This is a genomic window from Thermomonas sp. (genome assembly GCF_046293095.1).
Lineage (GTDB): Bacteria > Pseudomonadota > Gammaproteobacteria > Xanthomonadales > Xanthomonadaceae > Thermomonas.
Genome location: NZ_JBKBPN010000001.1, coordinates 650,165 through 671,878 on the forward strand (window position 1 = coordinate 650,165; position 21,714 = coordinate 671,878).

A 21,714-nucleotide genomic window follows, 5' to 3' on the forward strand; every position below is an offset into this window, starting at 1 on the left:
ACCCACCCCCGCCCTCCGGGCGCCACGCCCCGGGCGCAGGCCACATCCCTGCTGCGGGGCGCATCGCCAGGAAACGGCGAAACATCCCGCACAGGGGCGGCTGGCAGCAGCCCCACCGTCCAGCGATCCAGGCCCGGAAGATGGGCCCTGAGGCTGCGTCAGGCAGCCAGGATCCTGTTCCACTCGGCTACGCGGTCGGCCTTGGCTGCCAGCGCGGCATCGGCATCACCTTCAATGGTGACCGACCGGATGACGTCGCCTTGCTTCATGGCATCCACCACATCCATGCCCTCCAGCACCTTGCCGAACACGGTGTGCTTGCCGTCCAGCCAACCGCAGGGCACGTGGGTGATGAAGAACTGGCTGCCATTGGTGTTGGGACCGGCATTGGCCATCGAGAGCACGCCGCGCTCGTGGCGAAGGCCGTTGCCGGTCTCGTCCTCGAAGCGATAGCCAGGCCCCCCGCGGCCGGAGCCCTCGGGGCAGCCGCCCTGGATCATGAAGTCGGCGATCACGCGGTGGAAGTTCAGCCCGTCATAGAAGCCGCGCTTGGCCAGGTTGACGAAATTGGCCACCGTCAGCGGGGCCTTGTCGGCGGCAAGCTCGATCTTGATCAGGCCGCGGTCGGTATGGAAATTGGCGATCAGGCTCATTTCTGTTCATCTCCGGCGCCCGGACGGGCGCATGAACCCGATATAATAGCCGGCTTGCCTCCCTCTTTCCCCGCGCGCCCTGCCCGCTCCTTGGTAGCCGGTGCGGCCGCCACGAGCCTCTCCCGAATGTCCGTCGAACGCCTCCGCAATATCGCCATCGTCGCCCACGTCGACCACGGCAAGACCACTCTAGTCGACCAGCTGCTGAAGCAGTCCGGCACCTTCGACGAGCGCACCCAACTGGGCGAGCGCGTCATGGACAGTGGCGATATCGAAAAGGAACGTGGCATCACGATCCTGTCAAAGAACACCGCGATCCGCTGGACCAACCCCAAGACCGGGGAGCAGTGGCGCATCAACATCGTCGATACCCCCGGCCACGCCGACTTTGGCGGCGAAGTGGAGCGCGTGCTGTCGATGGTGGACTCGGTGCTGATCCTGGTCGATGCGATGGACGGCCCGATGCCGCAAACCCGCTTCGTCACCCAGAAGGCGTTTGCGATGGGCTTCAAGCCGATCGTGGTCATCAACAAGGTGGACCGCCCGGGTGCGCGCGCCGGCTGGGTGCTGGACCAGACCTTCGATCTGTTCGACCGTCTGGGCGCCACCGACGAGCAGCTGGACTTCACCACCGTCTATGCCAGCGGCCTGCAGGGCTATGCCGGCATGGACGAGAACGTGCGCGAGGGCGACATGACCCCGCTGTTCGAGGCCATCTGCGAGCACGTGCCGGCGCCGCCGGTCGATCCCGATGGCCCGTTCCAGATGCGCGTCACTTCGCTGGACTACAACAACTACGTGGGCGTGATCGGCATCGGCCGCATCCAGCGTGGCAAGATCAAGCCGAACCAGCAGGTCACCGTGATCGCCGCCGACGGCAAGACCCGCAACGCCAAGGTGCTGCAGGTGCTGGGGTTCATGGGCCTGGAGCGCATCGAGGTGCCGGAGGCGCAGGCTGGCGACATCATCGCGTTCAGCGGCATCGAGGGCATCGGCATCTCCGACACCCTGTGCGATCCGTCCGCGGTCGAACAGCTGCCGGTACTGGCGGTGGACGAGCCCACCATCAGCATGACGTTCCAGGTGAATGATTCGCCCTTCGCCGGCGTGAAGGAGCGCAGCGGCGGCAAGTTCCTGACCAGCCGCCAGCTGCGCGACCGACTGACCCGCGAAACCCAGCACAACGTGGCGCTGCGCGTGGAAGACACCGCGGATGCCGACAAGTTCAAGGTCAGCGGCCGTGGCGAGCTGCACCTGTCGATCCTGATCGAAACCATGCGCCGCGAGGGCTACGAGCTGGCCGTCTCGCGCCCCGAGGTCATCATCAAGGAAATCGACGGCGTGCTGTCCGAGCCCTACGAGTCGCTGGTGGTGGACATGGACGAGCAGTACCAGGGCGGCGTGATGGGCCGGCTGGGCGAACGCAAGGCGCTGCTGCAGAACATGGAGCCCGACGGCAAGGGCCGCGTGCGTCTGGATTACATCATCCCGGCGCGCGGCCTGATCGGCTTCCAGACCGAGTTCCGCACCCTCACCGCCGGCACCGGCCTGCTGTTCCACGTGTTCGACCACTACGGTCCGAAATCGGAGGGCAGCATCGGCCAGCGCCAGAACGGCGTGCTGATCTCCAACGCCACCGGCAGTTCGCCCGCCTACGCCCAAGGCGGCCTGCAGGAGCGTGGCCGCCTGTTCATCGAGCCGGGTGAGGAGATCTACGAGGGCCAGATCATCGGCATCCACAGCAAGGACAACGACCTCACGGTCAACGCCCTGCGCGGCAAGCAGTTGACCAACTTCCGCGCTGCCGGCAAGGACGATGACGAGGGCCTGATCCCCCCGATCAAGCTGTCGCTGGAACAGGCGCTGGAGTTCATCGACGACGACGAGCTGGTGGAAGTCACCCCCAAGCAGATCCGCCTGCGCAAGAAGCTGCGCACCGAGACGGACCGCAAGCGCGCCAGCCGCGCCGGCTGATCGCGCAAAGGGGCGGTGACGCGTGGCTTCGGGCATCGACCGCGATCGCGAGGAGGGCGCCAGCATGAGCGGTCCGCCCCCCTACAACCCGGACCCGCATGCGCACCCGGGGCTGCATGCCATTGCCCTGTTCGAGGCGTTCAAGGGTGTGCTGGCGCTTGCCTCGGCCAGCGGGCTGGCACTGCTCGGCCCGCAGCCGATCCGGCACTGGGTGTTCGAGCTGACCTGGCGCCTGCATCTGCATCCGGAACGCGGCCTGATCGCGCATTTTCTGGACGCCATCAGCACCAATACCGTGCATCTGACCGCGCTGATCCTGCTGGGCTATGCCACGCTGCGTTTCGTCGAAGCATGGGGCCTGTGGCGGGTGCGCGCGTGGGCCTCGTGGCTGGGCGTGGTCTCGGCGGCGCTGTATCTGCCACTGGACATCGGCGCGATCTACCAGCATCCAGGCTGGCTGTCGGCGCTGGTGCTGCTGATCAACCTGGTCGTGGTCCATGCCCTGGCCCGCGACCTGTTGCGCCGCCGTCGGCACTGACCTGGTTGCATCCCCGCGCGATGCGCGCAATGCTGGCGGCGCCATTCCGGAGCCCGCCATGCGTCTTCTGCCTCTCGCGCTTTCCCTCGCCTGCCTCCTCGCCGCCTGCCAACCCGCCTCGCAACCCCCGAAGAAGGCCGCCGATGCAGTGCCGCCGCAAACGGCTGCCGCTGCGCCGGCGTTCGCGTTCGAGGAAGCCACCGTCGCCGACCTGCAGGCACGCATGGCGGCAGGCCAGCTGACCAGCCACGCACTGGTACAGGCCTACCTCGACCGGATCGCCGCCATCGATGCCGCAGGGCCGGCCCTGCACGCTGTGATCGAACGCAACCCGGATGCCCTGAAAGAAGCCGATGCGCTGGACGCCGAGCGCAAGGCCGGCAAGGTGCGCGGGCCGCTGCACGGCATCCCGGTGCTGCTCAAGGACAACATCGACGCGGTGCCGATGGCCAACTCCGCCGGTTCGCTGGCGCTGGCCGACCACCATCCGAAGACCGATGCCTTCCTGGTCGCCAAACTGCGTGCGGCCGGCGCGGTGATCCTGGGCAAGACCAATCTGTCGGAATGGGCCAACTTCCGTTCCACCCGCTCCACCTCCGGCTGGAGTGGGCGCGGCGGCCAGACCCGGAATCCGTATGCGCTGGATCGCAACCCCTGCGGCTCCAGCGCCGGCACCGGCACTGCCATCGCCGCCAACCTGGCCACCGTCGGCATCGGCACCGAAACCGACGGCAGCATCATCTGCCCATCTGCCGTGGCCGGGCTGGTCGGCCTCAAGCCCACCGTGGGCCTGGTCAGCCGCAGCGGCATCATCCCGATCTCGGTCTCGCAGGACACCGCCGGCCCAATGGCCCGCAGCGTGGCCGATGCAGCGGCGCTGCTGACCGCGATCGCCGCCCCGGATACAAAGGACCCCGCCGCCGCGGAGCGCCCTGACGCCAGCCCCATCGACTACACCGCCCACCTCAAGCCGGACGGGCTGAAGGGCGCCCGCATCGGCGTGGTGCGCAAGCTGATGGGTTACCAGCCTGATACCGACGCCGCGATGGAGCGCGCAATCGCCACGCTGAAAGCCGCCGGCGCCACCGTGGTCGATGCCGACATCCCCACCCTGGGGCAGTGGGATCAAGATGAACTGACCGTACTGCTCTATGAGTTCAAGGACGGCCTGAACGCCTACCTGGCGAACAGCGGCGCGCCCTACAAGACGCTGGCGGACCTGATCGCCTACAACACGCAGCACGCGGACGCGGAAATGCCATATTTCGGACAGGAGCTGTTCGAGCAGGCCAACGCGAAGGGGCCGCTGACCGAGCCGGCCTACCGCGCCGCGCGCGACAAGGCCCGTCGTCTCGCCGGCCCCGAAGGCATCGACGCCGCACTCAAGGCGCAGCAGTTGGATGCGCTGATTGCCCCCGCAATGTCCCCGGCGTGGCCCACCGACCCGATTAATGGCGACCATTTCATCGGCGCTGGCTACGGTGCCGCTGCGGTAGCGCGCTATCCCAGCCTCACCGTGCCGATGGGCGACGTGCACGGCCTGCCGGTCGGCATCGTGTTCATGGGCGCCGCCTGGAGCGAGCCGCGCCTGATCGCGCTGGGCTACGGCTTCGAGCAGGCCAGCAAGGCGCGCAAGGCGCCCCGCTTCCTGCCCACCGTGGCCCTGCCAGCGCGCAAGTAATCACAACAGCACCGCGTCGCCCAGCCGGCGGCGCGGCCGCGCACCTCAGGGATCGATGGCGCCGCGCTTGCGCACGATCAGCATCGCGATCTCCAACGCCTGCTCGTAGTTCAGGCGCGGATCCACCGTGGTCCGGTAGGCCCGCTGCAGGTCGATCTCGGTAAGCTCGCGCGCGCCGCCCAGGCACTCGGTGACGTTCTCGCCGGTCAGTTCCAGATGCACGCCGCCCAGCCGCGTGCCAGCCGCTTCATGCAGGTCGAAGGCCTGCTCGATCTCGCTGCGGATGTTGGCGAAGCGACGGGTCTTGTAGCCGTTGCTGGTGGATTCGGTATTGCCGTGCATCGCATCGCAAATCCAGAGGACGCGACGCCCTTCGCGCCTCACGGCCTCCAGCAATGGCGGCAGCTTGTCCGCGATGTGCTCCGCACCCATCCGGTGGATGAGGCCGAGGCGACCGGGTTCGTCGTCCGGGTTCAGGGCGTCAATCACGCGCAGCAGCTGGTCCGGCGTCACCGATGGCCCCACCTTGACGGCCACCGGGTTGCGAATGCCGCGGAAATATTCCAGATGCGCGCCGTCCAGTGCCGCAGTGCGCATGCCGATCCACGGGAAGTGCGTGCTGAGGTTGAACCAGCCGTCGGCGCGCGGCACCTGCCGCGTCTGCGCCTCCTCGTAAGGCAGCAGAAGCGCTTCGTGCGAGGTGTAGAACTCCACCCGGTTGAGGCTCTGCATGCGCCGGCCCGCCAGGGTTTCCATGAAGCGCACCGCATCGCCGATGCCGGCCACCATCTTCTGGTAGTCGGCGGCATGCGGCGACTGGCCCACCCAGCCCAGGCCCCAGTACTCGGGATGGTGCAAATCGGCGAAGCCGCCATCGATCAGCGATCGCACGAAGTTCATCGTCATCGCCGAGCGGGCGTGCGCCTTCACCATGCGCCGCGGATCGGGCACGCGCGCCTGTGCGGTGAATTCCGGGCCGTTGACGATATCGCCGCGGTAGCTGGGCAGCGTCACGCCATCGCGGGTCTCGGTGTCGGCGGAACGCGGCTTGGCGTACTGGCCGGCAAAGCGGCCCACGCGCACCACCGGCACCTTCAGCCCGTGCACCAGCACCAGGCTCATCTGCAACAGCACCTTGAGCCGGTTGGTGATGATGGTGGAAGTGCACTCCGCGAACGTTTCCGCGCAATCTCCGCCCTGCAGCAGGAAGCGGCGGCCCTCCTGGGCCTCGGCCAACTGCTGCTTGAGCGAGAGGATTTCGCGCGAGGTCACCAGCGGCGGCAGCGCACGCAGCTCGTCCTGTGCCTGCGCCAGCGCAGCCTCATCCGGGTAAACCGGCATCTGCAGCGCGGGCTTCGCACGCCAACTGGCAGGCGACCAGCCTTCGGATGCCAGGGACGTGGAGGCGGATGACGGGATGACGCTGGTGGATGCGATCGACATGATGGGGATGGGGAGGACTGCTGCATCGCATCATCCCGCTCCCAGCCTGTCGCCGCAACCGTTACCGACGGAACAGACTGGATTGCCTGCGCTGGAAGCCCGCGTAGAGGGCACCCAACCCGAGCACGACGAACCACGCCAACGCCCACATCGGCATGCTCAGGCCGAGGAACTGCCAATCGATGTTGCTGCAATCGCCAGTCGCCTGCAGCACTTTGCGCGCAGCACCCAGCCACGAATACTGCTCGACGATGAAGTTCAGCCCCGGGCCGCAGCTGGGCAGCTCCGGCGGATGCAGCTGGACCCAGCTGTGGCGCCCCGCATAGCCCATTCCGGCCATCGCGGCGATGAATGCCAGCAGCGCCCACGCCTTGCGGGCACCCGGCGCCCGCGGGTCGTGCATGGCGCCCAGCAGGAAGACCAGACCCAGCGCGGCAAAGCAGATGCGCTGGAAGATGCAGAACGGACAGGGTTGGATGCCCAGCCGGAACTGCACGAACAGGGCATACCCCAGCAATGCAGCGCAGATGAAGGAGCCCAGCAGGAACTGTTGGCGGAACGACCAGCGGAACGGATTCATGCGCGTGCCTTGGCGGGATCCGTTCGATTATGTCGCAGTTGGCCCGGAAACGAAAAACCCCGGGCAAGCCCGGGGTCTTCGAGGGTACCGCGGCGGCGCGCCTTACTCGGCGGCCTGCGGGCGATCCACCAGCTCGACATAGGCCATCGGCGCGTTGTCGCCGGCGCGGAAGCCGCACTTGAGGATGCGCAGGTAGCCACCCGGACGCTGCGCGTAGCGCGGGCCCAGCACGGTGAACAGGGTGCCCACGGCTTCCTTGTCGCGCAGGCGGGAGAACGCCAGGCGGCGGTTGGCAACGCCATCGGTCTTGCCGAGGGTGATCAACGGCTCGACGACGCGGCGCAGCTCCTTGGCCTTCGGCAGCGTGGTGCGGATGATTTCGTTCTTGATGAGCGACGCCGCCATGTTCGAGAACATCGCACTGCGGTGGGCGCTGGTGCGGTTGAACTTGCGGCCGGATTTCTGGTGGCGCATGGATTCGATTCCTGATGAAGGTTGTAACGATTGGACTTCGCTGTCGCCATCCTGGCGTTGCAACTTGGGCTGCGGGTGGCCCGTGCCGGCATCCTTCGCCGGACATGCCGCGAACTCCAGTTCGTCGGCGGTATTGCGCTCTCGGGAAGAGCCGGGACGGAGCGGGAGCCACGGCTGCGCCGTGACTGCCCCGTCGGTCCGGCGCAGTGCGCCAGGCCTTCACCGACCCTGGCCGTGCCTGGGGGCAACGGCCGGGCGGTTTGCACTTATCCCATCATGCCGTGGCTGGCGACCCCGGCCGGCGGCCAGTTCTCCAGCTTCATGCCCAGCGACAGGCCCTTCTGGGCCAGCACTTCCTTGATCTCGGTGAGCGACTTCTTGCCGAGGTTCGGGGTCTTGAGCAGTTCCACTTCGGTCTTCTGGATCAGATCGCCGATGTAATAGATGCTCTCGGCCTTGAGGCAGTTGGCCGAACGCACGGTCAGCTCGAGGTCGTCGATCGGGCGCAGCAGCAGCGGATCAACGCCGGCGCTGGCCTGCGGCTTGGCGCCGCGGTCGCGGTGGGTGAAATCACCGAAGACCGACAGCTGGTCGGTGAGGATGTCGGCGGCGGTGCGCACGGCTTCCTCGGCATCGATGGTGCCGTTGGTCTCGATCTCGAGAACCAGCTTGTCCAGGTCGGTACGCTGCTCGACGCGTGCGGCTTCCACCGCGTAGGCGACGCGGCGGACCGGCGAGAACGACGCATCCAGCATCAGGCGACCGATCGTGCGGGTTTCCTCGTCCGGACGGCGACGCGCGGAGGCCGGCTGGTAGCCGAAGCCGCGGCTGATGGTAAGGCGCATGTTCAGCGCCACGTCCTTGGTCAGGTTGGCGATCACATGGCCGGGGTTCAGCACCTCGACGTTGTGGCTGGTCTTGATGTCACCGGCGGTGACGACGCCTGGACCCTGCTTCTTCAGCTCCAGGGTGTCGGTGTCGCCGCTGTGCATGCGGATGGCAACGTCCTTGAGGTTCAACAGGACTTCAAGCACATCTTCCTGCATGCCTTCAAGCGTGGTGTACTCGTGCAGCACGCCGTCGATCTCGACCTCGGTGATGGCAAAACCGGGAATCGAGGACAGCAGCACGCGGCGCAGTGCGTTGCCCAGGGTGTGACCATAACCGCGCTCCAGCGGTTCGATCACGACCTTGGCGCGGGTGTCGGTGATGCGCTCGATCTGCGGTCCGCGCGGACGCAGGACTTGGGTGGCGGTAACCGTCATTCGTGGTGTCTCCTGCTGGCCTGCGCGGGGCGCAGGCCGGTGGCAATGGCTTACTTCGAGTACAGCTCGACGATCAGCGCTTCGTTGATGTCGCTGGGCAGATCGGCGCGGTCCGGAACGGCCTTGAACACGCCGCTGAACTTGTTGGCGTCCACCTCGACCCACGCGGGCGACAGGTTCATCTGCTCGGCCAGGGTCAGCGACTCCTTGACGCGCAGCTGCTTCTGCGCCTTCTCGGACAGGGCGATGGCGTCGCCAGCCTTGACCGTGTAGGACGGCAGGTTGACCGGCTTGCCGTTCACGGTCACGCCGCGATGGCTGACCAGCTGGCGCGCGGCCGGACGGGTGACGGCAAAGCCCATGCGGTAGACAACGTTGTCCAGACGGGTTTCGAGCAGCTGCAGGAGGTTCTCGCCGGTATTGCCCTTCTTGGTGGCGGCCTTCTTGTAGTAGTTGCGGAACTGGCGTTCCAGCAGACCGTAGATGCGCTTGACCTTCTGCTTCTCGCGCAGCTGGGTGGCGTAGTCTGACAGCTTGCCCTTGCGGGCGGTGGCGCCATGCTGGCCGGGCTTCTGCTCCAGCTTGCACTTGGAATCCAGCGCACGCGCCGGCGATTTCAGCGACAGGTCGACGCCTTCGCGACGGGCGAGTTTGCAGGTGGGACCGATATAACGAGCCATGTTCTAGTGCTCCCGCGCGTCAGACGCGACGCTTCTTCGGCGGACGGCACCCGTTGTGCGGGATGGGCGTCACGTCGATGATGTTGAGGATCTTGTAACCGACGTTGTTCAGCGAACGAACGGCGGACTCGCGGCCCGGACCCGGGCCCTTGATGCGCACTTCCAGCGACTTCACGCCGTAGTCCAGCGCTGCCTTGCCGGCCTTTTCGGCGGCAACCTGCGCGGCGAACGGGGTGGACTTGCGGGAACCGCGGAAACCCGCGCCGCCCGACGTGGCCCACGACAGGGCGTTACCCTGGCGGTCGGTGATGGTGACGATCGTGTTGTTGAACGAAGCGTGGACGTGCGCGATGCCGTCGGTGACGACGCGCTTGACCTTCTTCTTGGTCTTGTTGGCAGCAGCCGGCTTGGCCATGGTCTGGGTTCCTTACTTCTTGATGGCCTTACGCGGGCCCTTGCGGGTACGCGCATTGGTGCGGGTGCGCTGGCCGCGCAGGGGCAGGCCGCGACGGTGGCGCAGACCCCGGTAGCAGCCGAGATCCATCAAACGCTTGATGGCCATGCCCACTTCACGGCGCAGGTCGCCCTCGACGATGTACTTGCCGACTTCGGCGCGCAGGCGCTCGACTTCCGGCTCGGACAGGTCGCGGATCTTGGTCGACGAGCTGACGCCCGCGGCCTCGCAAACCAGCTTGGAACGGGTACGGCCAATGCCGTAGATGCTTTGCAGCCCGACCCAGACATGCTTCTGGGCAGGCAGGTTGACGCCTGCAATACGCGCCATAAGGCGATCTCCGATAAACGAAATGACGCCGAACCTCGGGGCCCGACGTGGGAAACGTAGAATTGTAACCCAATCCCGACTTGTCAGGAAGCCAAGGCAACAAAGCCGCCCTGGCCCGGCATGGGGAGTGTGCCCATGCTCCGGCGACGGCCCCGGACTGGCAGCGCCCTGCCCCTAGGGGCCTGGCCTGCCCGCGCGCTACTCTGGCGCGCGGATCGGTCCGGGGCCACCCACGCGCGGGATCGTCGCGGGGGTCGCCCATTTGCCGGTTCGCGCGTTCGTCGAACCGGCGGTTGTCACGTCCGACCCGCCCCGTGGGACGGATCGATGGATCGCAGCGCCTCAGCGGGCGCCACGCCCCTTGAGGTTGGCCTTCTTCAGCAGGCTCTCGTACTGGTGCGACATCAGGTGCGCCTGGATCTGCGCGATGAAGTCCATCACCACCACTACCACGATCAGCAGCGACGTGCCGCCAAAGTAGAACGAGGTGCCCAGCTCGGTGCGCATGACTTCCGGAAGCAGGCAGACCAGCACCAGGTACAGCGAGCCGGCCAGCGTCAGGCGGGTCAGCACGCCGTCGATGTACTCGGCTGTGGCCCGGCCCGGACGGATGCCCGGGATCAGCGCGCCCGACTTCTTGAGGTTGTCGGCGGTTTCCTGCGAGTTGAACACCAGCGCCGTATAGAAGAACGCAAACCCGATGATCAACGCGGCAAGCAGGATCATGTGCAGGGGCTCGCCGGGCGAGAGCATCTGACTGACCTTCTGCAGCCACACCGTGGCGGGGCTGCCGGACTGGCCGAACCAGGTCGACGCGGTAGCCGGGAACATGATGATCGAGGACGCGAAGATCGGCGGGATGACACCCGACATATTGAGCTTCAGCGGCAGGAACGAGGTCTGGTTCTGGTAGCCACCACGCCCGCCCTGACGCCGCGCGTAGTTCACGGTGATGCGACGCTGGCCGCTTTCCATGAAGACCACGAACCAGGTCACCGCCAGCACGATCGCCAAGATGAAGAACACGGTGATCCACTGCATGTCGCCGCTATTGGCCTGCTGCAGGGTGTTCAGCACCGCGCCGGGCAGGCCAGCGACGATGCCGGCGAAGATGATCAGCGAGATACCGTTGCCGATGCCGCGTTCGGTCACCTGCTCGCCCAGCCACATCAGGAACATGGTGCCGGCGGTCAACGACACCACTGCAGTCACCACGAACCCCATACCCGGGCTGTAGACCACCGGGATGCCGCCACCGGCGCCCTGATGCTGCAGGGCGATGGCGATCCCCGCAGCCTGGAACACTGCCAGGAACACCGCGCCAATCCGCGAGTACTGTGTGATCTTGCGCCGGCCGGACTCGCCTTCCTTCTGCAGCGCCTTCAGGCTGGGCAGGATCTGCACCATGAGCTGCATGACGATCGACGCCGAAATGTACGGCATCACGTTCAGGGCGAACAGGCTGAACCGCGAAAGCGCGCCGCCGGAGAACATGTTGAACATGTCCACCACGGTGCCCTTCTGCGCGTTCATCAGCTGCAGCATCGCCTCCGGGTTGACGCCCGGCACCGGAATGTAGCAACCGATGCGGTAGACGATCAGCGCCCCGACGACGAACAGGAGGCGCGAGCGAAGTTCCGTGAACTTGCCCGCACCCATCAGACCCGCCAGTGCTCCCGCGCTGCGCGACATACTGACCTTACTCCGCCAGCTTGCCGCCGGCCGCTTCGATCGCGGCCTTGGCGCCGGCGGTCGCAGCGATGCCCTTCAGCACATAGGCCTTGGTCACTTCGCCCTTGGCGACGATCTTGGCGCGCTTGGCGGTGCTCGGCACCAGCTTGGCAGCCTTCAGGGCCGCGAAATCCACATCGCCAGCCGGCAGGGAATCAAGCTTGTAAAGCAGCACTTCGGCGATATCCGCAGCCATCTTCGAGCGGAAACCAATCTTCGGCAGGCGGCGCTGCATGGGCATCTGGCCGCCCTCGAAGCCGGCCTTGATCTTGCCCTTGCCGGCGCGCGCGAACGAACCCTTGTGGCCGCGGCCGGCGGTCTTGCCGAGGCCGGAGCCGATGCCACGGCCAACGCGAACGCGATCCTTGCGCGCGCCGTCGGCGGGCTTGAGCGTATTGAGCTTCATGCGATTACTCCTCCACCCGCACCAGATAGTGCAGCTGATTGATCAGGCCACGCACCTGCGGGCTGTCCTTCAGCTCGCGGACGCTGTTGAGCTTGCCCAGACCAAGCGCCTTCACCGACAGACGGTGGCGCGACTGGGTGCCGCGCAGGCCCTTGACCAGACGGACCTTGATGGTCTTGCCTTCATTAGCCATGGATCAGGTCCTCCACCTTCTTGCCGCGCTTGGCGGCGATCTTGGCGGGCGAGTGCATCGCCTCCAGGCCCTTGACGGTGGCGCGGACCAGATTGATCGGGTTGCGCGAACCGACGGCCTTCGCCAGCACGTTCTTCACGCCCACCGCTTCCAGCACGGCGCGCATCGCACCACCGGCGATCACGCCGGTACCTTCCGAAGCGGGCTGCATGAACACGCGGGCGGCGCCGTGGCCGGCCTTCACCGCGTGGAACAGGGTGCCGTTGTTCAGTTCGACGGAACGCAGGTTCTTGCGCGCGCCTTCCATCGACTTCTGGATGGCCACGGGCACTTCCCGCGCCTTGCCATAGCCGAAGCCGACGCGACCAGCGCCATCGCCCACCACCGTCAGCGCGGTGAAGGTGAACTGGCGACCACCCTTGACGGTCTTGCTGACGCGATTGACGGCGATCAGCTTCTCGATCATGCCGTCATCGACTTTTTCCTCGCGGGGACCGCGATCGCGGCCGCGGGATTCGCGTTGTTCTGCCATTTCGATGTCTCGATTGATTGATGGGATTTGCGGCGTCGCCGCTTATGGTTGTGGATTACCGCAGGTGATCCGCCAGGGCCGCAACCGGCCAGGGCGTCCGGCGCAACCCGCGCCGGCAGGCAACACATCGGCGCGCGGACCACAAAGCCCGCGCGCCGCTTCGATCAGAACTGCAGGCCACCCTCGCGGGCGGCGTCAGCCAGCGCCTTGACGCGGCCGTGGTAGCGGTAGCCGGAACGGTCGAACGCGACCTTCTCGATACCCGCCGCCTTGGCGCGCTCGGCAATCACCTGCCCCACCTTGGCGGCGGCATCCTTGTTCTTGCCATTCTTCAGGCCGCTCATTACGTCGGCCTGCACGGTGGAGGCCGAAGCCAGCACCTTGGCACCGTCGGCGGTGAACACCTGGGCATACAGATGCTGGCCGGTGCGCAGCACCGACAGGCGCGGAACGCCAAGCTCGCGGATGCGCGAACGGGTGGACTTGGCACGACGCAGGCGGGCGATTTTCTTTTCCATGGTCTTGGTCTCCGAAAGCTGAAGGCGCGTGATCCCGAAGGATTACGCCTTCTTGGCTTCCTTGCGGATGATGGTCTCGTCGGAATACTTCACACCCTTGCCCTTGTAGGGCTCCGGCGGACGGTACCCGCGGATCTTGGCGGCCACTTCACCGACCAGCTGCTTGTCGGCGCCGGCGACCAGGATCTCGGTCTGCGTCGGCGTGGTGATGGTGATACCCGCCGGCGGGGTGAACACGACCGGGTGGGAATACCCCAGCGACAGGTTCAGCGCCGCACCCTGCATGGAAGCGCGGTAACCCACGCCCACCAGCTCGAGCTTGCGCTCGAAACCGGCACTGACGCCATGCACCATGTTGGCGACGATGGCGCGCAGGGTGCCGGTCAGCGGCACCAGCGACGCATCGCTGGCGGACAGCAGCGCATTGCCGTCTTCGATCTTGACATCGATGCCAGCCGGCTTGACCACGCTCAGGGTGCCCTTCGGGCCCTTGACGATGATGGACTCCGGCTGGACGGTGATTTCGACGCCCTTGGCAAGGGCAACGGGCTTCTTGGCGACTCGGGACATGTGCGCTACTCCCCTTAGGCCACGATGCACAGGACTTCACCGCCGACGCCGTGCTGGCGCGCCTGCGAGTCGGTCATGATGCCCTTGGAGGTGGAAACGATTGCGATGCCGAGGCCATTGAGGACCTTGGGCAGCGCATCCTTGCCGCGGTACTGGCGGAGACCCGAACGCGACACGCGCTTCAGGGTTTCGATCACCGGCTTGCCCTCGAAGTACTTCAGGGCGATCTCCAGCTCGGCCTTGGCACCGGCCGGGGTGACGCGGACGTCGGCGATATAGCCCTCGTCCTTGAGGACGTTGGCGATGGCAACCTTGGTCTTGGAGGACGGCATCTTCACCGTCGGCTTGCCGACCGCGGCCGCATTCTTGATGCGGACCAGCATGTCGGCGATGGGATCAGTCATGCTCATGGATTCACCTGATGAGTAGCACCGATATCCGCTTTCGCGAAAATCTGTCGGGTTGTGGACGCCGCACGCAACAGTGGCGCGGAGTTTCCTGCAGCCGCAAGCCCCGCATCGCTGCGGGGCTTCTGGTTGCCGATACCTGGGTTGGCAGGTAGCGGATCAGTATAGCAGGTTTTTACCAGCTTGCCTTGCGCAGACCAGGAACGTCGCCATTCATGGTGGCCTTGCGCAACGCGTTGCGGCCCAGGCCGAACTTGCTGTAAACCGCACGCGGGCGACCGGTCAGGGCGCAGCGCGTGGTCTGGCGGGACGGCGAAGAGTCGCGCGGCAGCTTCTGCAGCTTGGCGGCGGCGGCCATCTTGTCCTCGTAGGACGCGTCCTGGCTGGCGATCACCTTCTTCAGCGCTTCGCGCTTGGCGGCGTACTGCTTGGCCAGCTTCGCGCGCTTGGCCTCGCGGTTGATCATGGAAGTCTTGGCCATGACGTGTCCTTAGTTGCGGAACGGGAAGCGGAAGGCCTCGAGCAGGGCCTTGGCCTCGGCATCGGTCTTCGCGGTGGTGGTAATGGCGATGTCCATGCCGCGCATCGCGTCGACGGCATCGAAGTCGATCTCCGGGAAGATGATCTGCTCCTTCACGCCCATGTTGTAGTTGCCGCGCCCGTCGAACGAACGACCGGACACGCCGCGGAAGTCGCGGACGCGCGGCAGCGAGATGTTGATCAGGCGATCCAGGAACTCGAACATGTGGGCGCGGCGCAAGGTCACCTTGCAACCGATCGGCCAGCCATCGCGGATCTTGAACGAAGCCACCGAAACGCGCGACTTGGTCACCACCGGCTTCTGGCCGGCGATCTTGGCCATGTCGGCCACCGCGTTCTCCAGCACCTTCTTGTTGGTCGCCGCCTCACCCACGCCCATGTTCAGCGTGATCTTGACGAGCTTCGGAACCTGCATCGGATTGGTGTAGCCGAACTGCTGCATCAGCTTCGGCACCACTTCTTCCTTGTAGAACTTTTCGAGTCGGGTGGTCATGTCAGATGGCCTCGCCGCTGGAGCGGAACACGCGGATGCGCTTTCCATTCTCCAGCACCTTGGTGGCAACGCGCTCGCCCTTGCCCGTGGCCGGGTTCAGGAGCATCACGTTGGAAATGTGGATCGACGCCTCGCGCTCGACCACGCCGCCGGCCTGGCCGGCTTGCGGGTTGGGCTTGGTGTGGCGCTTGACCAGGTTCAGGTTGGCAACATAGACGCGATCGCCTTCGACGCGGAGCACCTCGCCGGTCTGGCCCTTGATCTTCTTGTTGCCGGTGGTCACAACCACCTGGTCGCCCTTGCGGATACGGTTCATGGTTTCTTTCCTCCGCCTCAGAGCACTTCGGGTGCGAGCGAGACGATCTTCATGAACTTCTCGGAACGCAGCTCGCGGGTCACAGGCCCGAAGATGCGGGTGCCAATCGGCTCATGCTTGTTGTTCAGCAGCACGGCGGCGTTGCCGTCGAAGCGGATCAGCGAACCGTCGGGACGGCGGACACCCTTGCGGGTGCGCACCACCACGGCGTCATAGACATCGCCTTTCTTCACCTTGCCGCGCGGAATCGCTTCCTTCACCGACACCTTGATGATGTCGCCGATGCCGGCATAACGGCGCTTCGAGCCGCCCAGCACCTTGATGCACATCAGTTCCTTGGCACCCGAGTTGTCTGCGACGTCGAGAAAGCTCTGCATCTGGATCATGGCTGTCTCTCCTGCTTACTCGGCGGCACGGGTGATGATTTCCACCACGCGCCAGTTCTTGGTCTTGGACATCGGCGCGCACTCCGCCACGCGCACCACGTCGCCCTCGTTGCACGAGTTGTCGGCGTCATGGGCGTGCAGCTTGGTCGAGCGACGGATGTACTTGCCGTACAGCGCGTGCTTGACCTGGCGCTCGACGAGCACCGTCACGGTCTTGTCCATCTTGTTGCTGACGACGCGGCCTTCAACCGTGTGCAGCTTCTTGGTTTGTTCGGTCATGGCGCCCGTTCCTTACTTCTTCTGGCCGAGCAGCGTGTTGACGCGAGCGATCTCGCGGCGCACGCGGCGGGGCTCGTTGGTCTTGGACGGGGGCAGTTGGCCGGTGGCCTTCTGCATCCGCAGCGCGAAGCGCTCCTTCTGCAGTTCGACCAGATGGGCCTTCAGTTCGTCCGCCGACTTCTGACGCAGTTGCTTGAGTTCCATCAGCGCACCGTCCGGGTCACGAATTGGGTGGTGACCGAGAGCTTGGCGGCGGCCAGGCGGAACGCCTCGCGCGCCACCTCTTCGCTTACGCCCTCGATCTCGTAGATCATGCGGCCGGGCTGGATCTGGGCGACCCAGTACTCCACGTTGCCCTTACCGGAGCCCATTCGCACTTCGATCGGCTTCTTGGTGATCGGCTTGTCGGGGAACACGCGGATCCACATCTTGCCGCCACGCTTCACGTAACGGCTGATGGAACGGCGCGCGGCCTCGATCTGGCGAGCAGTGAGCTGGCCATGGGCGGTTGCCTTCAGGCCGAACTCGCCGAAACTGACCGCATTCGCGCTCCAGCTCAGGCCTTCGTTGCGGCCCTTGTGGACCTTGCGGTATTTGGTTCGCTTGGGTTGCAGCATGGTTTATTCCCTCGCTTCGCCGCGCTCGGCGCGGTCGCCACGGTCACGGCGCGGACCACGCGGACGCTCACGGTCGCCACCGCGCGGCGCCGGGGAGTCATCCTGCTTCTCCTGGCCGACCTGGGAGAAATCGAAGATCTCGCCCTTGTAGACCCACACCTTGATGCCGATGATGCCGTAGGTGGTCTTCGCTTCCGCGAAGCCGTAATCGATGTCCGCGCGCAGGGTATGCAGCGGCACGCGGCCTTCGCGGTACCACTCGGAACGGGCGATTTCCGCGCCGTTCAAGCGGCCAGCCACGTTGACCTTGATGCCCAGCGCACCCAGGCGCATCGCGTTGCCGACCGCACGCTTCATCGCGCGACGGAACATGATGCGGCGCTCCAGCTGCTGGGCGATGGACTCGGCCACCAGCTGCGCGTCGAGCTCCGGCTTGCGGACTTCGGTGACGTTGATGTGTGCCGGCACGCCGAGCACATCGGACACTTCCTTGCGCAGCTTCTCGATATCCTCGCCGCGCTTGCCGATCACAACGCCGGGACGGGCGGTGTGGATGGTGACGCGGGCGTTGTTGGCCGGACGCTCGATCAGGATCTTGCTGATACCGGCCTGGGCCAGCTTCTTGCGCAGCATGTCCCGGACTTTGAGGTCGGCCGACAGGTATTCGGCAAACTGCTTCTTGCCGGCATACCACTTGGAATTCCAGTCCTTGGCAATGCCCAGGCGGATGCCGATCGGATTGACTTTGTGACCCATGATTACTTGCCCTCGCCCACGACCACGGTGATGTGGCTGGTGCGCTTGGTGATGCGCGTGCCACGACCCTTCGCACGCGCCATGAAGCGCTTCAACGACGGACCCTCATCGACCATGATGGCCTTGACCTTCAGTTCGTCCGCATCGGCACCGTTGTTGTTCTCGGCGTTGGAGGCGGCGGAGAACACGACCTTGTAGATCATGCCGGCGGCCTTCTTGTCCGAGAACTTCAGCAGGTCGAGCGCACGGGCCACGGGCAGGCCACGGACCTGGTCGGCGACCAGACGGACCTTCTGGGCGGAGATGCGCGCACTGCGCAGGATGGCTTTCGCTTCCATGGTCATCTCCTTACTTCCCCTTCTTGTCGCCGCCATGACCCTTGAACGTACGGGTCACGGCGAATTCGCCAAGCTTGTGGCCGATCATGTTCTCGTTGATCAGCACGGGAACATGGTTCTTGCCGTTGTGCACGGCGATGGTGAACCCGATCATTTCCGGCAGGATCGTGGAACGACGCGACCAGGTCTTGATCGGCTTCTTGCTGTTGCCCGCGGCCTCCACCTTCTTCTGCAGGTGATGGTCGATGAACGGGCCCTTCTTGAGTGAACGTGCCATTGCCGATTAGCTCCTGCGATCGCGCACGATGAACTGCTGGGTGCGCTTGTTCTTGCGGGTCTTGTAACCCTTGGTCGGCACGCCCCAGGGAGTGACCGGATGCGGGTTACCCTGGCCGGCCTTCGCCTCACCACCACCGTGGGGGTGGTCGACCGGGTTCATGGCGGCGCCGCGCACGGTCGGCTTGACGCCGCGCCAGCGGGCGGCACCGGCCTTGCCAAGCTTCTGCAGACCGTGCTCGTCGTTGCTCACTTCACCGATGGTGGCGCGGCATTCGGCCGGCACCTTGCGCATTTCGCCGGAGCGCAGGCGCAGGGTGGCGTACACACCCTCGCGAGCGACCAGCTGCACGCCGGCACCGGCGGCGCGGGCAAGCTGCGCGCCCTTGCCGGGCTTCATCTCGATGCAGTGCACAGTGGAACCGACCGGGATGTTGCGCAGCGGCAGGGTGTTGCCGGCCTTGATCGGGGCGTCACGGCCCGCGATCACCTGGTCGCCGGCCTTCAGGCCCTTCGGGGCGATGATGTAGCGACGCTCACCATCGGCGTAGCACAGCAACGCGATGTGCGCGGTGCGGTTGGGGTCGTACTCGATGCGCTCGACGCGGGCGGGAATGCCTTCCTTGTCGCGCTTGAAGTCGATGATGCGGTAGTGCTGCTTGTGGCCACCGCCGATGTGACGGGTGGTGATGCGGCCGTGGTGGTTGCGTCCACCCGTCTTGCTCTGCTTCTCGACCAGCGGCGCATAGGGTGCACCCTTGTGCAGATCCGGCGACACCACGCGGACCATCGAACGACGGCCGGCAGAGGTGGGCTTGAATGTCATCAGTGCCATGGATTGTTCCTCAGGCCGAGGCCGTCATCACGTCGATCGCCTGGCCTTCGGCCAGGGTGACGTACGCCTTGCGCCAGTCGCTACGGCGACCCTGGCGGAACTTGAAGGACTTGGACTTGCCCTTCACGTTCACCACGTTCACCGCCTCGACCTTGACGTCGAAGATCTTCTCGACCGCAGCCTTTACATCGGCCTTCGTGGCGGTCTTCGCGATTTCGAAGACGTATTGGTTGGAGACTTCCTGCAGGCGCGCGGTCTTTTCGGACACACGCGGCGCACGGATCACTTCGTACAGGTTTGCGGCGCTCATGCCAGCCACTCCTCGATCTTCTTCACCGCGTCGGTGGTGACCAGCACGGTATCGGCGCCGACCAGCGCGACCGGGTCCAGGCCCTGCACGTCGCGGACCTGCACGTAGGGCAGGTTGCGGGCGGACAGGTACAGGTTGTCGTTCGCCTCTTCGGTCACGATCAGCGGACGCTTGCCCGCCTTCAGCTCGGCCAGCTTGGCCACCAGACCCTTGGTCTTCGGGGCCTCGACCTCGAAGGACTCGACCACGGTGATGCGGCCCTGGCGGTTCAACTCGGACAGGATCGACGCGATCGCCGCGCGGTACATCTTGCGGTTCACCTTCTGCGCGAAGCTGCGCGGCTTGGCCGCGAAGGTCACGCCGCCACCGACGAAGATCGGGGCGGTCAGGGCGCCGTGACGGGCACCGCCACCCTTTTGCTTCTTCGACTTCTTGGTGGTGCCGTTCACTTCCGAACGGGTCTTCTGCGCCTTGGTACCGGCACGGCCGGCGTTGCGGTAGGCGACGACGACCTGGTGGATCAGATCCTCGCTGAACGCGCGATCAAACACCGCGTCGGACACCGCCAGCTTGTTGGCGCTACCGTTGATATTGAGTTCCATGATCAGACTCCCTTGCTGGTCGGGCGCACGATCACGTCGCCACCCGGCGCACCCGGGACGGCGCCGCGCACGGCGATCAGGCCGCGCTCGGCATCCACCTTGACCACCTGCAGGTTCTGCGTGGTCTGGGTGACGTGGCCCATGTGGCCGGCCATCTTCTTGCCCGGGAACACGCGACCCGGCGTCTGGCGCTGGCCGATGGAGCCCGGCGCGCGATGCGACAGCGAGTTACCGTGGGTGGCATCACCCATCTTGAAGTTCCAGCGCTTGATGGTGCCCTGGAAGCCCTTGCCCTTGGTGATGCCCTGGACGTCGACCTTCTGGCCAACTTCGAAGATATCGGCCTTGATCTCGCCGCCCACTTCGTAGGCGCCGATCTGGTCGGCCTCGACGCGCAGCTCCCACAGGCCGCGGCCGGCTTCCACCTTAGCCTTGGCCAGGTGGCCGGTGGCCGGCTTGGTCAGCAGGCTGGCGCGCTTGACGCCCGCAGTGACCTGCACGGCGGTGTAGCCGTCGGTATCAAGGGTCTTGATCTGGGTGATACGGTTCGGCGTCGCCTCGATCAGGGTCACCGGGATGGACTTGCCGTCCTCGGTGAACATGCGGCTCATGCCAGCCTTGCGACCGACGATGCCGAGCGAATACTTCTTCGCGCTCATCTCGGTTCTCCTCAGGTCAGCTTGATCTGGACATCAACGCCAGCCGCCAGTTCGAGCTTCATCAGCGCGTCCACGGTCTTGTCGTTGGGGTCGACGATGTCGAGCACGCGCTTGTGCGTGCGGGTTTCGTACTGGTCGCGCGCGTCCTTGTCGACGTGCGGCGACACCAGCACGGTGTAGCGTTCGATCTTGGTCGGCAGCGGGATCGGGCCGCGCACCTGCGCGCCGGTCCGCTTGGCCGTCTCGACGATCTCGCTGGCCGAGCGGTCGATCAGGCGATGATCGAACGCCTTCAGCCGGATGCGAATCTTCTGGTCCGCCATGGGAGGAATGCCTCGTGTCTAAAGAGCGACAGGTGCGACGGCTTGCGTGCGCCACACCCCGTGAATACAGCCGGTAACTGTGCGTCCTGCATGGACCCCGGACCGCGGATCCCGTTCGGCCAGCAGATTTCGATGAACGCGCCGAAAGGCCCCGCCGATATGCCCCGGAAAGCTCCGGGACGGACGAGGCCTTGCCACGCGACATCTCCCTGTCTGGCGAACACGAGGCACGTCCTGCGCCTCATTTCGCAACCGCACCAGGACTCAGTTCCTGCAGCGGTCTTGCATTCTAACCGGTATCGGCAACGCTTTGCAAGCTTTGCCGCGCTTACCGTTGCGATCTGCCGCCGGCGCCAATACGCCGGCGGCTTTTCGCAGCCCGTTACTTGATGATCTTGGACACCACGCCGGCGCCGACGGTGCGGCCACCCTCGCGGATCGCGAAGCGCAGGCCTTCGTCCATCGCCACCGGGTTGATCAGCGTGACCACCATCTTCACGTTGTCGCCCGGCATCACCATCTCCACACCCTCCGGCAGCTGCACCGCGCCGGTGA

General features: G+C 65.6%; 32 protein-coding genes and 2 pseudogenes. 3 read left to right on the forward strand and 31 right to left on the reverse strand.

The features are described 5' to 3' along the window. Window positions 1-158 precede the first annotated feature (158 nt). On the reverse strand, window positions 159-653 hold the full coding sequence (locus ACK4SG_RS03170; RefSeq protein ID WP_409599602.1) for a peptidylprolyl isomerase: 495 nt from the start codon (window positions 651-653) through the stop codon (window positions 159-161). A gap of 126 nt (window positions 654-779) precedes the next feature. Here ACK4SG_RS03170 and typA point away from each other — a divergent pair, with 126 nt between their 5' ends. The 3 genes and pseudogenes from typA to ACK4SG_RS03185 all read left to right on the forward strand — a co-directional run. Further along, entirely contained in the window at window positions 780-2,627 is a 1,848-nt protein-coding gene (typA, locus tag ACK4SG_RS03175; protein ID WP_409599604.1) for a translational GTPase TypA, read from the forward strand. A gap of 64 nt (window positions 2,628-2,691) precedes the next feature. Next, window positions 2,692-3,165, forward strand: a complete 474-nt coding sequence (locus ACK4SG_RS03180) for a DUF2127 domain-containing protein (RefSeq protein WP_409599606.1) — start codon at window positions 2,692-2,694, stop codon at window positions 3,163-3,165. Between the two features lie 58 nt (window positions 3,166-3,223). Continuing rightward, window positions 3,224-4,899, forward strand: a pseudogene (locus ACK4SG_RS03185) (amidase); the annotation flags it as partial. Here the strand turns inward: ACK4SG_RS03185 and ACK4SG_RS03190 are convergent. From ACK4SG_RS03190 to ACK4SG_RS03335, 30 genes and pseudogenes are all read right to left on the reverse strand, one after another. After that, window positions 4,892-6,289, reverse strand: coding sequence for a class II 3-deoxy-7-phosphoheptulonate synthase (locus tag ACK4SG_RS03190; protein WP_409599608.1), 1,398 nt, complete (start codon window positions 6,287-6,289; stop codon window positions 4,892-4,894). The pseudogene ACK4SG_RS03185 and the gene ACK4SG_RS03190 overlap by 8 nt on opposite strands. Window positions 6,290-6,350: 61 nt before the next feature. Beyond that, the gene (locus ACK4SG_RS03195; RefSeq protein ID WP_409599610.1) at window positions 6,351-6,869 is read right to left on the reverse strand and encodes a disulfide bond formation protein B; all 519 of its coding nucleotides are present in this window, start codon (window positions 6,867-6,869) and stop codon (window positions 6,351-6,353) included. Between the two features lie 102 nt (window positions 6,870-6,971). Next, window positions 6,972-7,343, reverse strand: coding sequence for a 50S ribosomal protein L17 (rplQ, locus tag ACK4SG_RS03200; protein ID WP_409599612.1), 372 nt, complete (start codon window positions 7,341-7,343; stop codon window positions 6,972-6,974). A 266-nt stretch (window positions 7,344-7,609) separates the two neighbouring features. After that, complete coding sequence (locus tag ACK4SG_RS03205; protein ID WP_409599614.1) at window positions 7,610-8,608, reverse strand: DNA-directed RNA polymerase subunit alpha; 999 nt, start codon at window positions 8,606-8,608, stop codon at window positions 7,610-7,612. A 50-nt stretch (window positions 8,609-8,658) separates the two neighbouring features. Next, window positions 8,659-9,288 (reverse strand): 30S ribosomal protein S4, encoded by a 630-nt coding sequence (gene rpsD, locus ACK4SG_RS03210; protein WP_409599616.1) that lies wholly within the window; start codon window positions 9,286-9,288, stop codon window positions 8,659-8,661. Window positions 9,289-9,307: 19 nt separating this feature from the next. Then, complete coding sequence (gene rpsK, locus ACK4SG_RS03215; RefSeq protein ID WP_114959684.1) at window positions 9,308-9,703, reverse strand: 30S ribosomal protein S11; 396 nt, start codon at window positions 9,701-9,703, stop codon at window positions 9,308-9,310. Window positions 9,704-9,715: 12 nt separating this feature from the next. After that, entirely contained in the window at window positions 9,716-10,072 is a 357-nt protein-coding gene (gene rpsM / locus ACK4SG_RS03220) for a 30S ribosomal protein S13 (protein WP_374557675.1), read from the reverse strand. A gap of 342 nt (window positions 10,073-10,414) precedes the next feature. Then, window positions 10,415-11,764, reverse strand: coding sequence for a preprotein translocase subunit SecY (gene secY / locus ACK4SG_RS03225; protein ID WP_409599618.1), 1,350 nt, complete (start codon window positions 11,762-11,764; stop codon window positions 10,415-10,417). A gap of 7 nt (window positions 11,765-11,771) precedes the next feature. After that, a complete protein-coding gene (gene rplO / locus ACK4SG_RS03230) occupies window positions 11,772-12,209 on the reverse strand; it encodes a 50S ribosomal protein L15 (RefSeq protein WP_409599620.1) in 438 nt (145 codons plus the stop codon). A 4-nt stretch (window positions 12,210-12,213) separates the two neighbouring features. Beyond that, on the reverse strand, window positions 12,214-12,402 hold the full coding sequence (gene rpmD, locus ACK4SG_RS03235; RefSeq protein WP_114959688.1) for a 50S ribosomal protein L30: 189 nt from the start codon (window positions 12,400-12,402) through the stop codon (window positions 12,214-12,216). Next, the gene (rpsE, locus tag ACK4SG_RS03240; RefSeq protein WP_409599622.1) at window positions 12,395-12,934 is read right to left on the reverse strand and encodes a 30S ribosomal protein S5; all 540 of its coding nucleotides are present in this window, start codon (window positions 12,932-12,934) and stop codon (window positions 12,395-12,397) included. Before rpsE ends, rpmD begins: the two co-directional genes overlap by 8 nt. Before the next feature lie 164 nt (window positions 12,935-13,098). Beyond that, the gene (gene rplR / locus ACK4SG_RS03245) at window positions 13,099-13,452 is read right to left on the reverse strand and encodes a 50S ribosomal protein L18 (RefSeq protein WP_409599624.1); all 354 of its coding nucleotides are present in this window, start codon (window positions 13,450-13,452) and stop codon (window positions 13,099-13,101) included. Between the two features lie 42 nt (window positions 13,453-13,494). After that, window positions 13,495-14,022, reverse strand: coding sequence for a 50S ribosomal protein L6 (gene rplF / locus ACK4SG_RS03250; RefSeq protein WP_409599626.1), 528 nt, complete (start codon window positions 14,020-14,022; stop codon window positions 13,495-13,497). Window positions 14,023-14,036: 14 nt separating this feature from the next. Further along, window positions 14,037-14,432: a 30S ribosomal protein S8 gene (rpsH, locus tag ACK4SG_RS03255; protein ID WP_409599628.1), complete on the reverse strand. Its 396-nt coding sequence runs from the start codon at window positions 14,430-14,432 to the stop codon at window positions 14,037-14,039. Between the two features lie 172 nt (window positions 14,433-14,604). Then, window positions 14,605-14,910 (reverse strand): 30S ribosomal protein S14, encoded by a 306-nt coding sequence (gene rpsN, locus ACK4SG_RS03260; RefSeq protein ID WP_409599630.1) that lies wholly within the window; start codon window positions 14,908-14,910, stop codon window positions 14,605-14,607. A 9-nt stretch (window positions 14,911-14,919) separates the two neighbouring features. After that, complete coding sequence (gene rplE, locus ACK4SG_RS03265) at window positions 14,920-15,462, reverse strand: 50S ribosomal protein L5 (protein WP_409599632.1); 543 nt, start codon at window positions 15,460-15,462, stop codon at window positions 14,920-14,922. Window position 15,463: 1 nt separating this feature from the next. Next, on the reverse strand, window positions 15,464-15,778 hold the full coding sequence (gene rplX, locus ACK4SG_RS03270; RefSeq protein ID WP_409599634.1) for a 50S ribosomal protein L24: 315 nt from the start codon (window positions 15,776-15,778) through the stop codon (window positions 15,464-15,466). A gap of 17 nt (window positions 15,779-15,795) precedes the next feature. After that, window positions 15,796-16,164, reverse strand: coding sequence for a 50S ribosomal protein L14 (rplN, locus tag ACK4SG_RS03275; RefSeq protein WP_187569693.1), 369 nt, complete (start codon window positions 16,162-16,164; stop codon window positions 15,796-15,798). A 15-nt stretch (window positions 16,165-16,179) separates the two neighbouring features. After that, entirely contained in the window at window positions 16,180-16,443 is a 264-nt protein-coding gene (gene rpsQ / locus ACK4SG_RS03280) for a 30S ribosomal protein S17 (protein WP_409599637.1), read from the reverse strand. A 12-nt stretch (window positions 16,444-16,455) separates the two neighbouring features. After that, on the reverse strand, window positions 16,456-16,647 hold the full coding sequence (gene rpmC, locus ACK4SG_RS03285) for a 50S ribosomal protein L29 (RefSeq protein ID WP_374557697.1): 192 nt from the start codon (window positions 16,645-16,647) through the stop codon (window positions 16,456-16,458). After that, on the reverse strand, window positions 16,647-17,060 hold the full coding sequence (gene rplP / locus ACK4SG_RS03290) for a 50S ribosomal protein L16 (RefSeq protein ID WP_409599639.1): 414 nt from the start codon (window positions 17,058-17,060) through the stop codon (window positions 16,647-16,649). The genes rpmC and rplP overlap by 1 nt, the downstream gene beginning before the upstream one ends. Window positions 17,061-17,063: 3 nt before the next feature. Further along, the gene (rpsC, locus tag ACK4SG_RS03295) at window positions 17,064-17,816 is read right to left on the reverse strand and encodes a 30S ribosomal protein S3 (RefSeq protein WP_409599641.1); all 753 of its coding nucleotides are present in this window, start codon (window positions 17,814-17,816) and stop codon (window positions 17,064-17,066) included. Between the two features lie 2 nt (window positions 17,817-17,818). Further along, window positions 17,819-18,154: a 50S ribosomal protein L22 gene (gene rplV / locus ACK4SG_RS03300; protein ID WP_374557699.1), complete on the reverse strand. Its 336-nt coding sequence runs from the start codon at window positions 18,152-18,154 to the stop codon at window positions 17,819-17,821. A 10-nt stretch (window positions 18,155-18,164) separates the two neighbouring features. After that, complete coding sequence (gene rpsS / locus ACK4SG_RS03305; protein WP_409599643.1) at window positions 18,165-18,431, reverse strand: 30S ribosomal protein S19; 267 nt, start codon at window positions 18,429-18,431, stop codon at window positions 18,165-18,167. A gap of 6 nt (window positions 18,432-18,437) precedes the next feature. Next, on the reverse strand, window positions 18,438-19,265 hold the full coding sequence (gene rplB / locus ACK4SG_RS03310) for a 50S ribosomal protein L2 (RefSeq protein WP_409599645.1): 828 nt from the start codon (window positions 19,263-19,265) through the stop codon (window positions 18,438-18,440). A gap of 10 nt (window positions 19,266-19,275) precedes the next feature. Then, window positions 19,276-19,575, reverse strand: a complete 300-nt coding sequence (gene rplW, locus ACK4SG_RS03315; RefSeq protein ID WP_409599647.1) for a 50S ribosomal protein L23 — start codon at window positions 19,573-19,575, stop codon at window positions 19,276-19,278. Further along, window positions 19,572-20,177: a 50S ribosomal protein L4 gene (rplD, locus tag ACK4SG_RS03320; RefSeq protein ID WP_409599649.1), complete on the reverse strand. Its 606-nt coding sequence runs from the start codon at window positions 20,175-20,177 to the stop codon at window positions 19,572-19,574. The genes rplW and rplD overlap by 4 nt, the downstream gene beginning before the upstream one ends. Window positions 20,178-20,179: 2 nt before the next feature. Next, on the reverse strand, window positions 20,180-20,836 hold the full coding sequence (gene rplC, locus ACK4SG_RS03325; RefSeq protein WP_409599651.1) for a 50S ribosomal protein L3: 657 nt from the start codon (window positions 20,834-20,836) through the stop codon (window positions 20,180-20,182). Window positions 20,837-20,847: 11 nt separating this feature from the next. After that, window positions 20,848-21,159 (reverse strand): 30S ribosomal protein S10, encoded by a 312-nt coding sequence (gene rpsJ, locus ACK4SG_RS03330; RefSeq protein WP_005408208.1) that lies wholly within the window; start codon window positions 21,157-21,159, stop codon window positions 20,848-20,850. 382 nt (window positions 21,160-21,541) lie between these two features. Continuing rightward, window positions 21,542-21,714, reverse strand: a pseudogene (locus ACK4SG_RS03335) (elongation factor Tu); the annotation flags it as partial.

Coding starts and splice junctions, on each gene's coding strand:
- ACK4SG_RS03170 (WP_409599602.1), bottom strand. CDS start 653: ATGAGCCTGATCGCCAATTTCCATACCGACCGCGGCCTGATCAAGATC.
- typA (WP_409599604.1), top strand. CDS start 780: ATGTCCGTCGAACGCCTCCGCAATATCGCCATCGTCGCCCACGTCGAC.
- ACK4SG_RS03180 (WP_409599606.1), top strand. CDS start 2,692: ATGAGCGGTCCGCCCCCCTACAACCCGGACCCGCATGCGCACCCGGGG.
- ACK4SG_RS03190 (WP_409599608.1), bottom strand. CDS start 6,289: ATGTCGATCGCATCCACCAGCGTCATCCCGTCATCCGCCTCCACGTCC.
- ACK4SG_RS03195 (WP_409599610.1), bottom strand. CDS start 6,869: ATGAATCCGTTCCGCTGGTCGTTCCGCCAACAGTTCCTGCTGGGCTCC.
- rplQ (WP_409599612.1), bottom strand. CDS start 7,343: ATGCGCCACCAGAAATCCGGCCGCAAGTTCAACCGCACCAGCGCCCAC.
- ACK4SG_RS03205 (WP_409599614.1), bottom strand. CDS start 8,608: ATGACGGTTACCGCCACCCAAGTCCTGCGTCCGCGCGGACCGCAGATC.
- rpsD (WP_409599616.1), bottom strand. CDS start 9,288: ATGGCTCGTTATATCGGTCCCACCTGCAAACTCGCCCGTCGCGAAGGC.
- rpsK (WP_114959684.1), bottom strand. CDS start 9,703: ATGGCCAAGCCGGCTGCTGCCAACAAGACCAAGAAGAAGGTCAAGCGC.
- rpsM (WP_374557675.1), bottom strand. CDS start 10,072: ATGGCGCGTATTGCAGGCGTCAACCTGCCTGCCCAGAAGCATGTCTGG.
- secY (WP_409599618.1), bottom strand. CDS start 11,764: ATGTCGCGCAGCGCGGGAGCACTGGCGGGTCTGATGGGTGCGGGCAAG.
- rplO (WP_409599620.1), bottom strand. CDS start 12,209: ATGAAGCTCAATACGCTCAAGCCCGCCGACGGCGCGCGCAAGGATCGC.
- rpmD (WP_114959688.1), bottom strand. CDS start 12,402: ATGGCTAATGAAGGCAAGACCATCAAGGTCCGTCTGGTCAAGGGCCTG.
- rpsE (WP_409599622.1), bottom strand. CDS start 12,934: ATGGCAGAACAACGCGAATCCCGCGGCCGCGATCGCGGTCCCCGCGAG.
- rplR (WP_409599624.1), bottom strand. CDS start 13,452: ATGGAAAAGAAAATCGCCCGCCTGCGTCGTGCCAAGTCCACCCGTTCG.
- rplF (WP_409599626.1), bottom strand. CDS start 14,022: ATGTCCCGAGTCGCCAAGAAGCCCGTTGCCCTTGCCAAGGGCGTCGAA.
- rpsH (WP_409599628.1), bottom strand. CDS start 14,432: ATGAGCATGACTGATCCCATCGCCGACATGCTGGTCCGCATCAAGAAT.
- rpsN (WP_409599630.1), bottom strand. CDS start 14,910: ATGGCCAAGACTTCCATGATCAACCGCGAGGCCAAGCGCGCGAAGCTG.
- rplE (WP_409599632.1), bottom strand. CDS start 15,462: ATGACCACCCGACTCGAAAAGTTCTACAAGGAAGAAGTGGTGCCGAAG.
- rplX (WP_409599634.1), bottom strand. CDS start 15,778: ATGAACCGTATCCGCAAGGGCGACCAGGTGGTTGTGACCACCGGCAAC.
- rplN (WP_187569693.1), bottom strand. CDS start 16,164: ATGATCCAGATGCAGAGCTTTCTCGACGTCGCAGACAACTCGGGTGCC.
- rpsQ (WP_409599637.1), bottom strand. CDS start 16,443: ATGACCGAACAAACCAAGAAGCTGCACACGGTTGAAGGCCGCGTCGTC.
- rpmC (WP_374557697.1), bottom strand. CDS start 16,647: ATGGAACTCAAGCAACTGCGTCAGAAGTCGGCGGACGAACTGAAGGCC.
- rplP (WP_409599639.1), bottom strand. CDS start 17,060: ATGCTGCAACCCAAGCGAACCAAATACCGCAAGGTCCACAAGGGCCGC.
- rpsC (WP_409599641.1), bottom strand. CDS start 17,816: ATGGGTCACAAAGTCAATCCGATCGGCATCCGCCTGGGCATTGCCAAG.
- rplV (WP_374557699.1), bottom strand. CDS start 18,154: ATGGAAGCGAAAGCCATCCTGCGCAGTGCGCGCATCTCCGCCCAGAAG.
- rpsS (WP_409599643.1), bottom strand. CDS start 18,431: ATGGCACGTTCACTCAAGAAGGGCCCGTTCATCGACCATCACCTGCAG.
- rplB (WP_409599645.1), bottom strand. CDS start 19,265: ATGGCACTGATGACATTCAAGCCCACCTCTGCCGGCCGTCGTTCGATG.
- rplW (WP_409599647.1), bottom strand. CDS start 19,575: ATGAGCGCCGCAAACCTGTACGAAGTGATCCGTGCGCCGCGTGTGTCC.
- rplD (WP_409599649.1), bottom strand. CDS start 20,177: ATGGAACTCAATATCAACGGTAGCGCCAACAAGCTGGCGGTGTCCGAC.
- rplC (WP_409599651.1), bottom strand. CDS start 20,836: ATGAGCGCGAAGAAGTATTCGCTCGGCATCGTCGGTCGCAAGGCTGGC.
- rpsJ (WP_005408208.1), bottom strand. CDS start 21,159: ATGGCGGACCAGAAGATTCGCATCCGGCTGAAGGCGTTCGATCATCGC.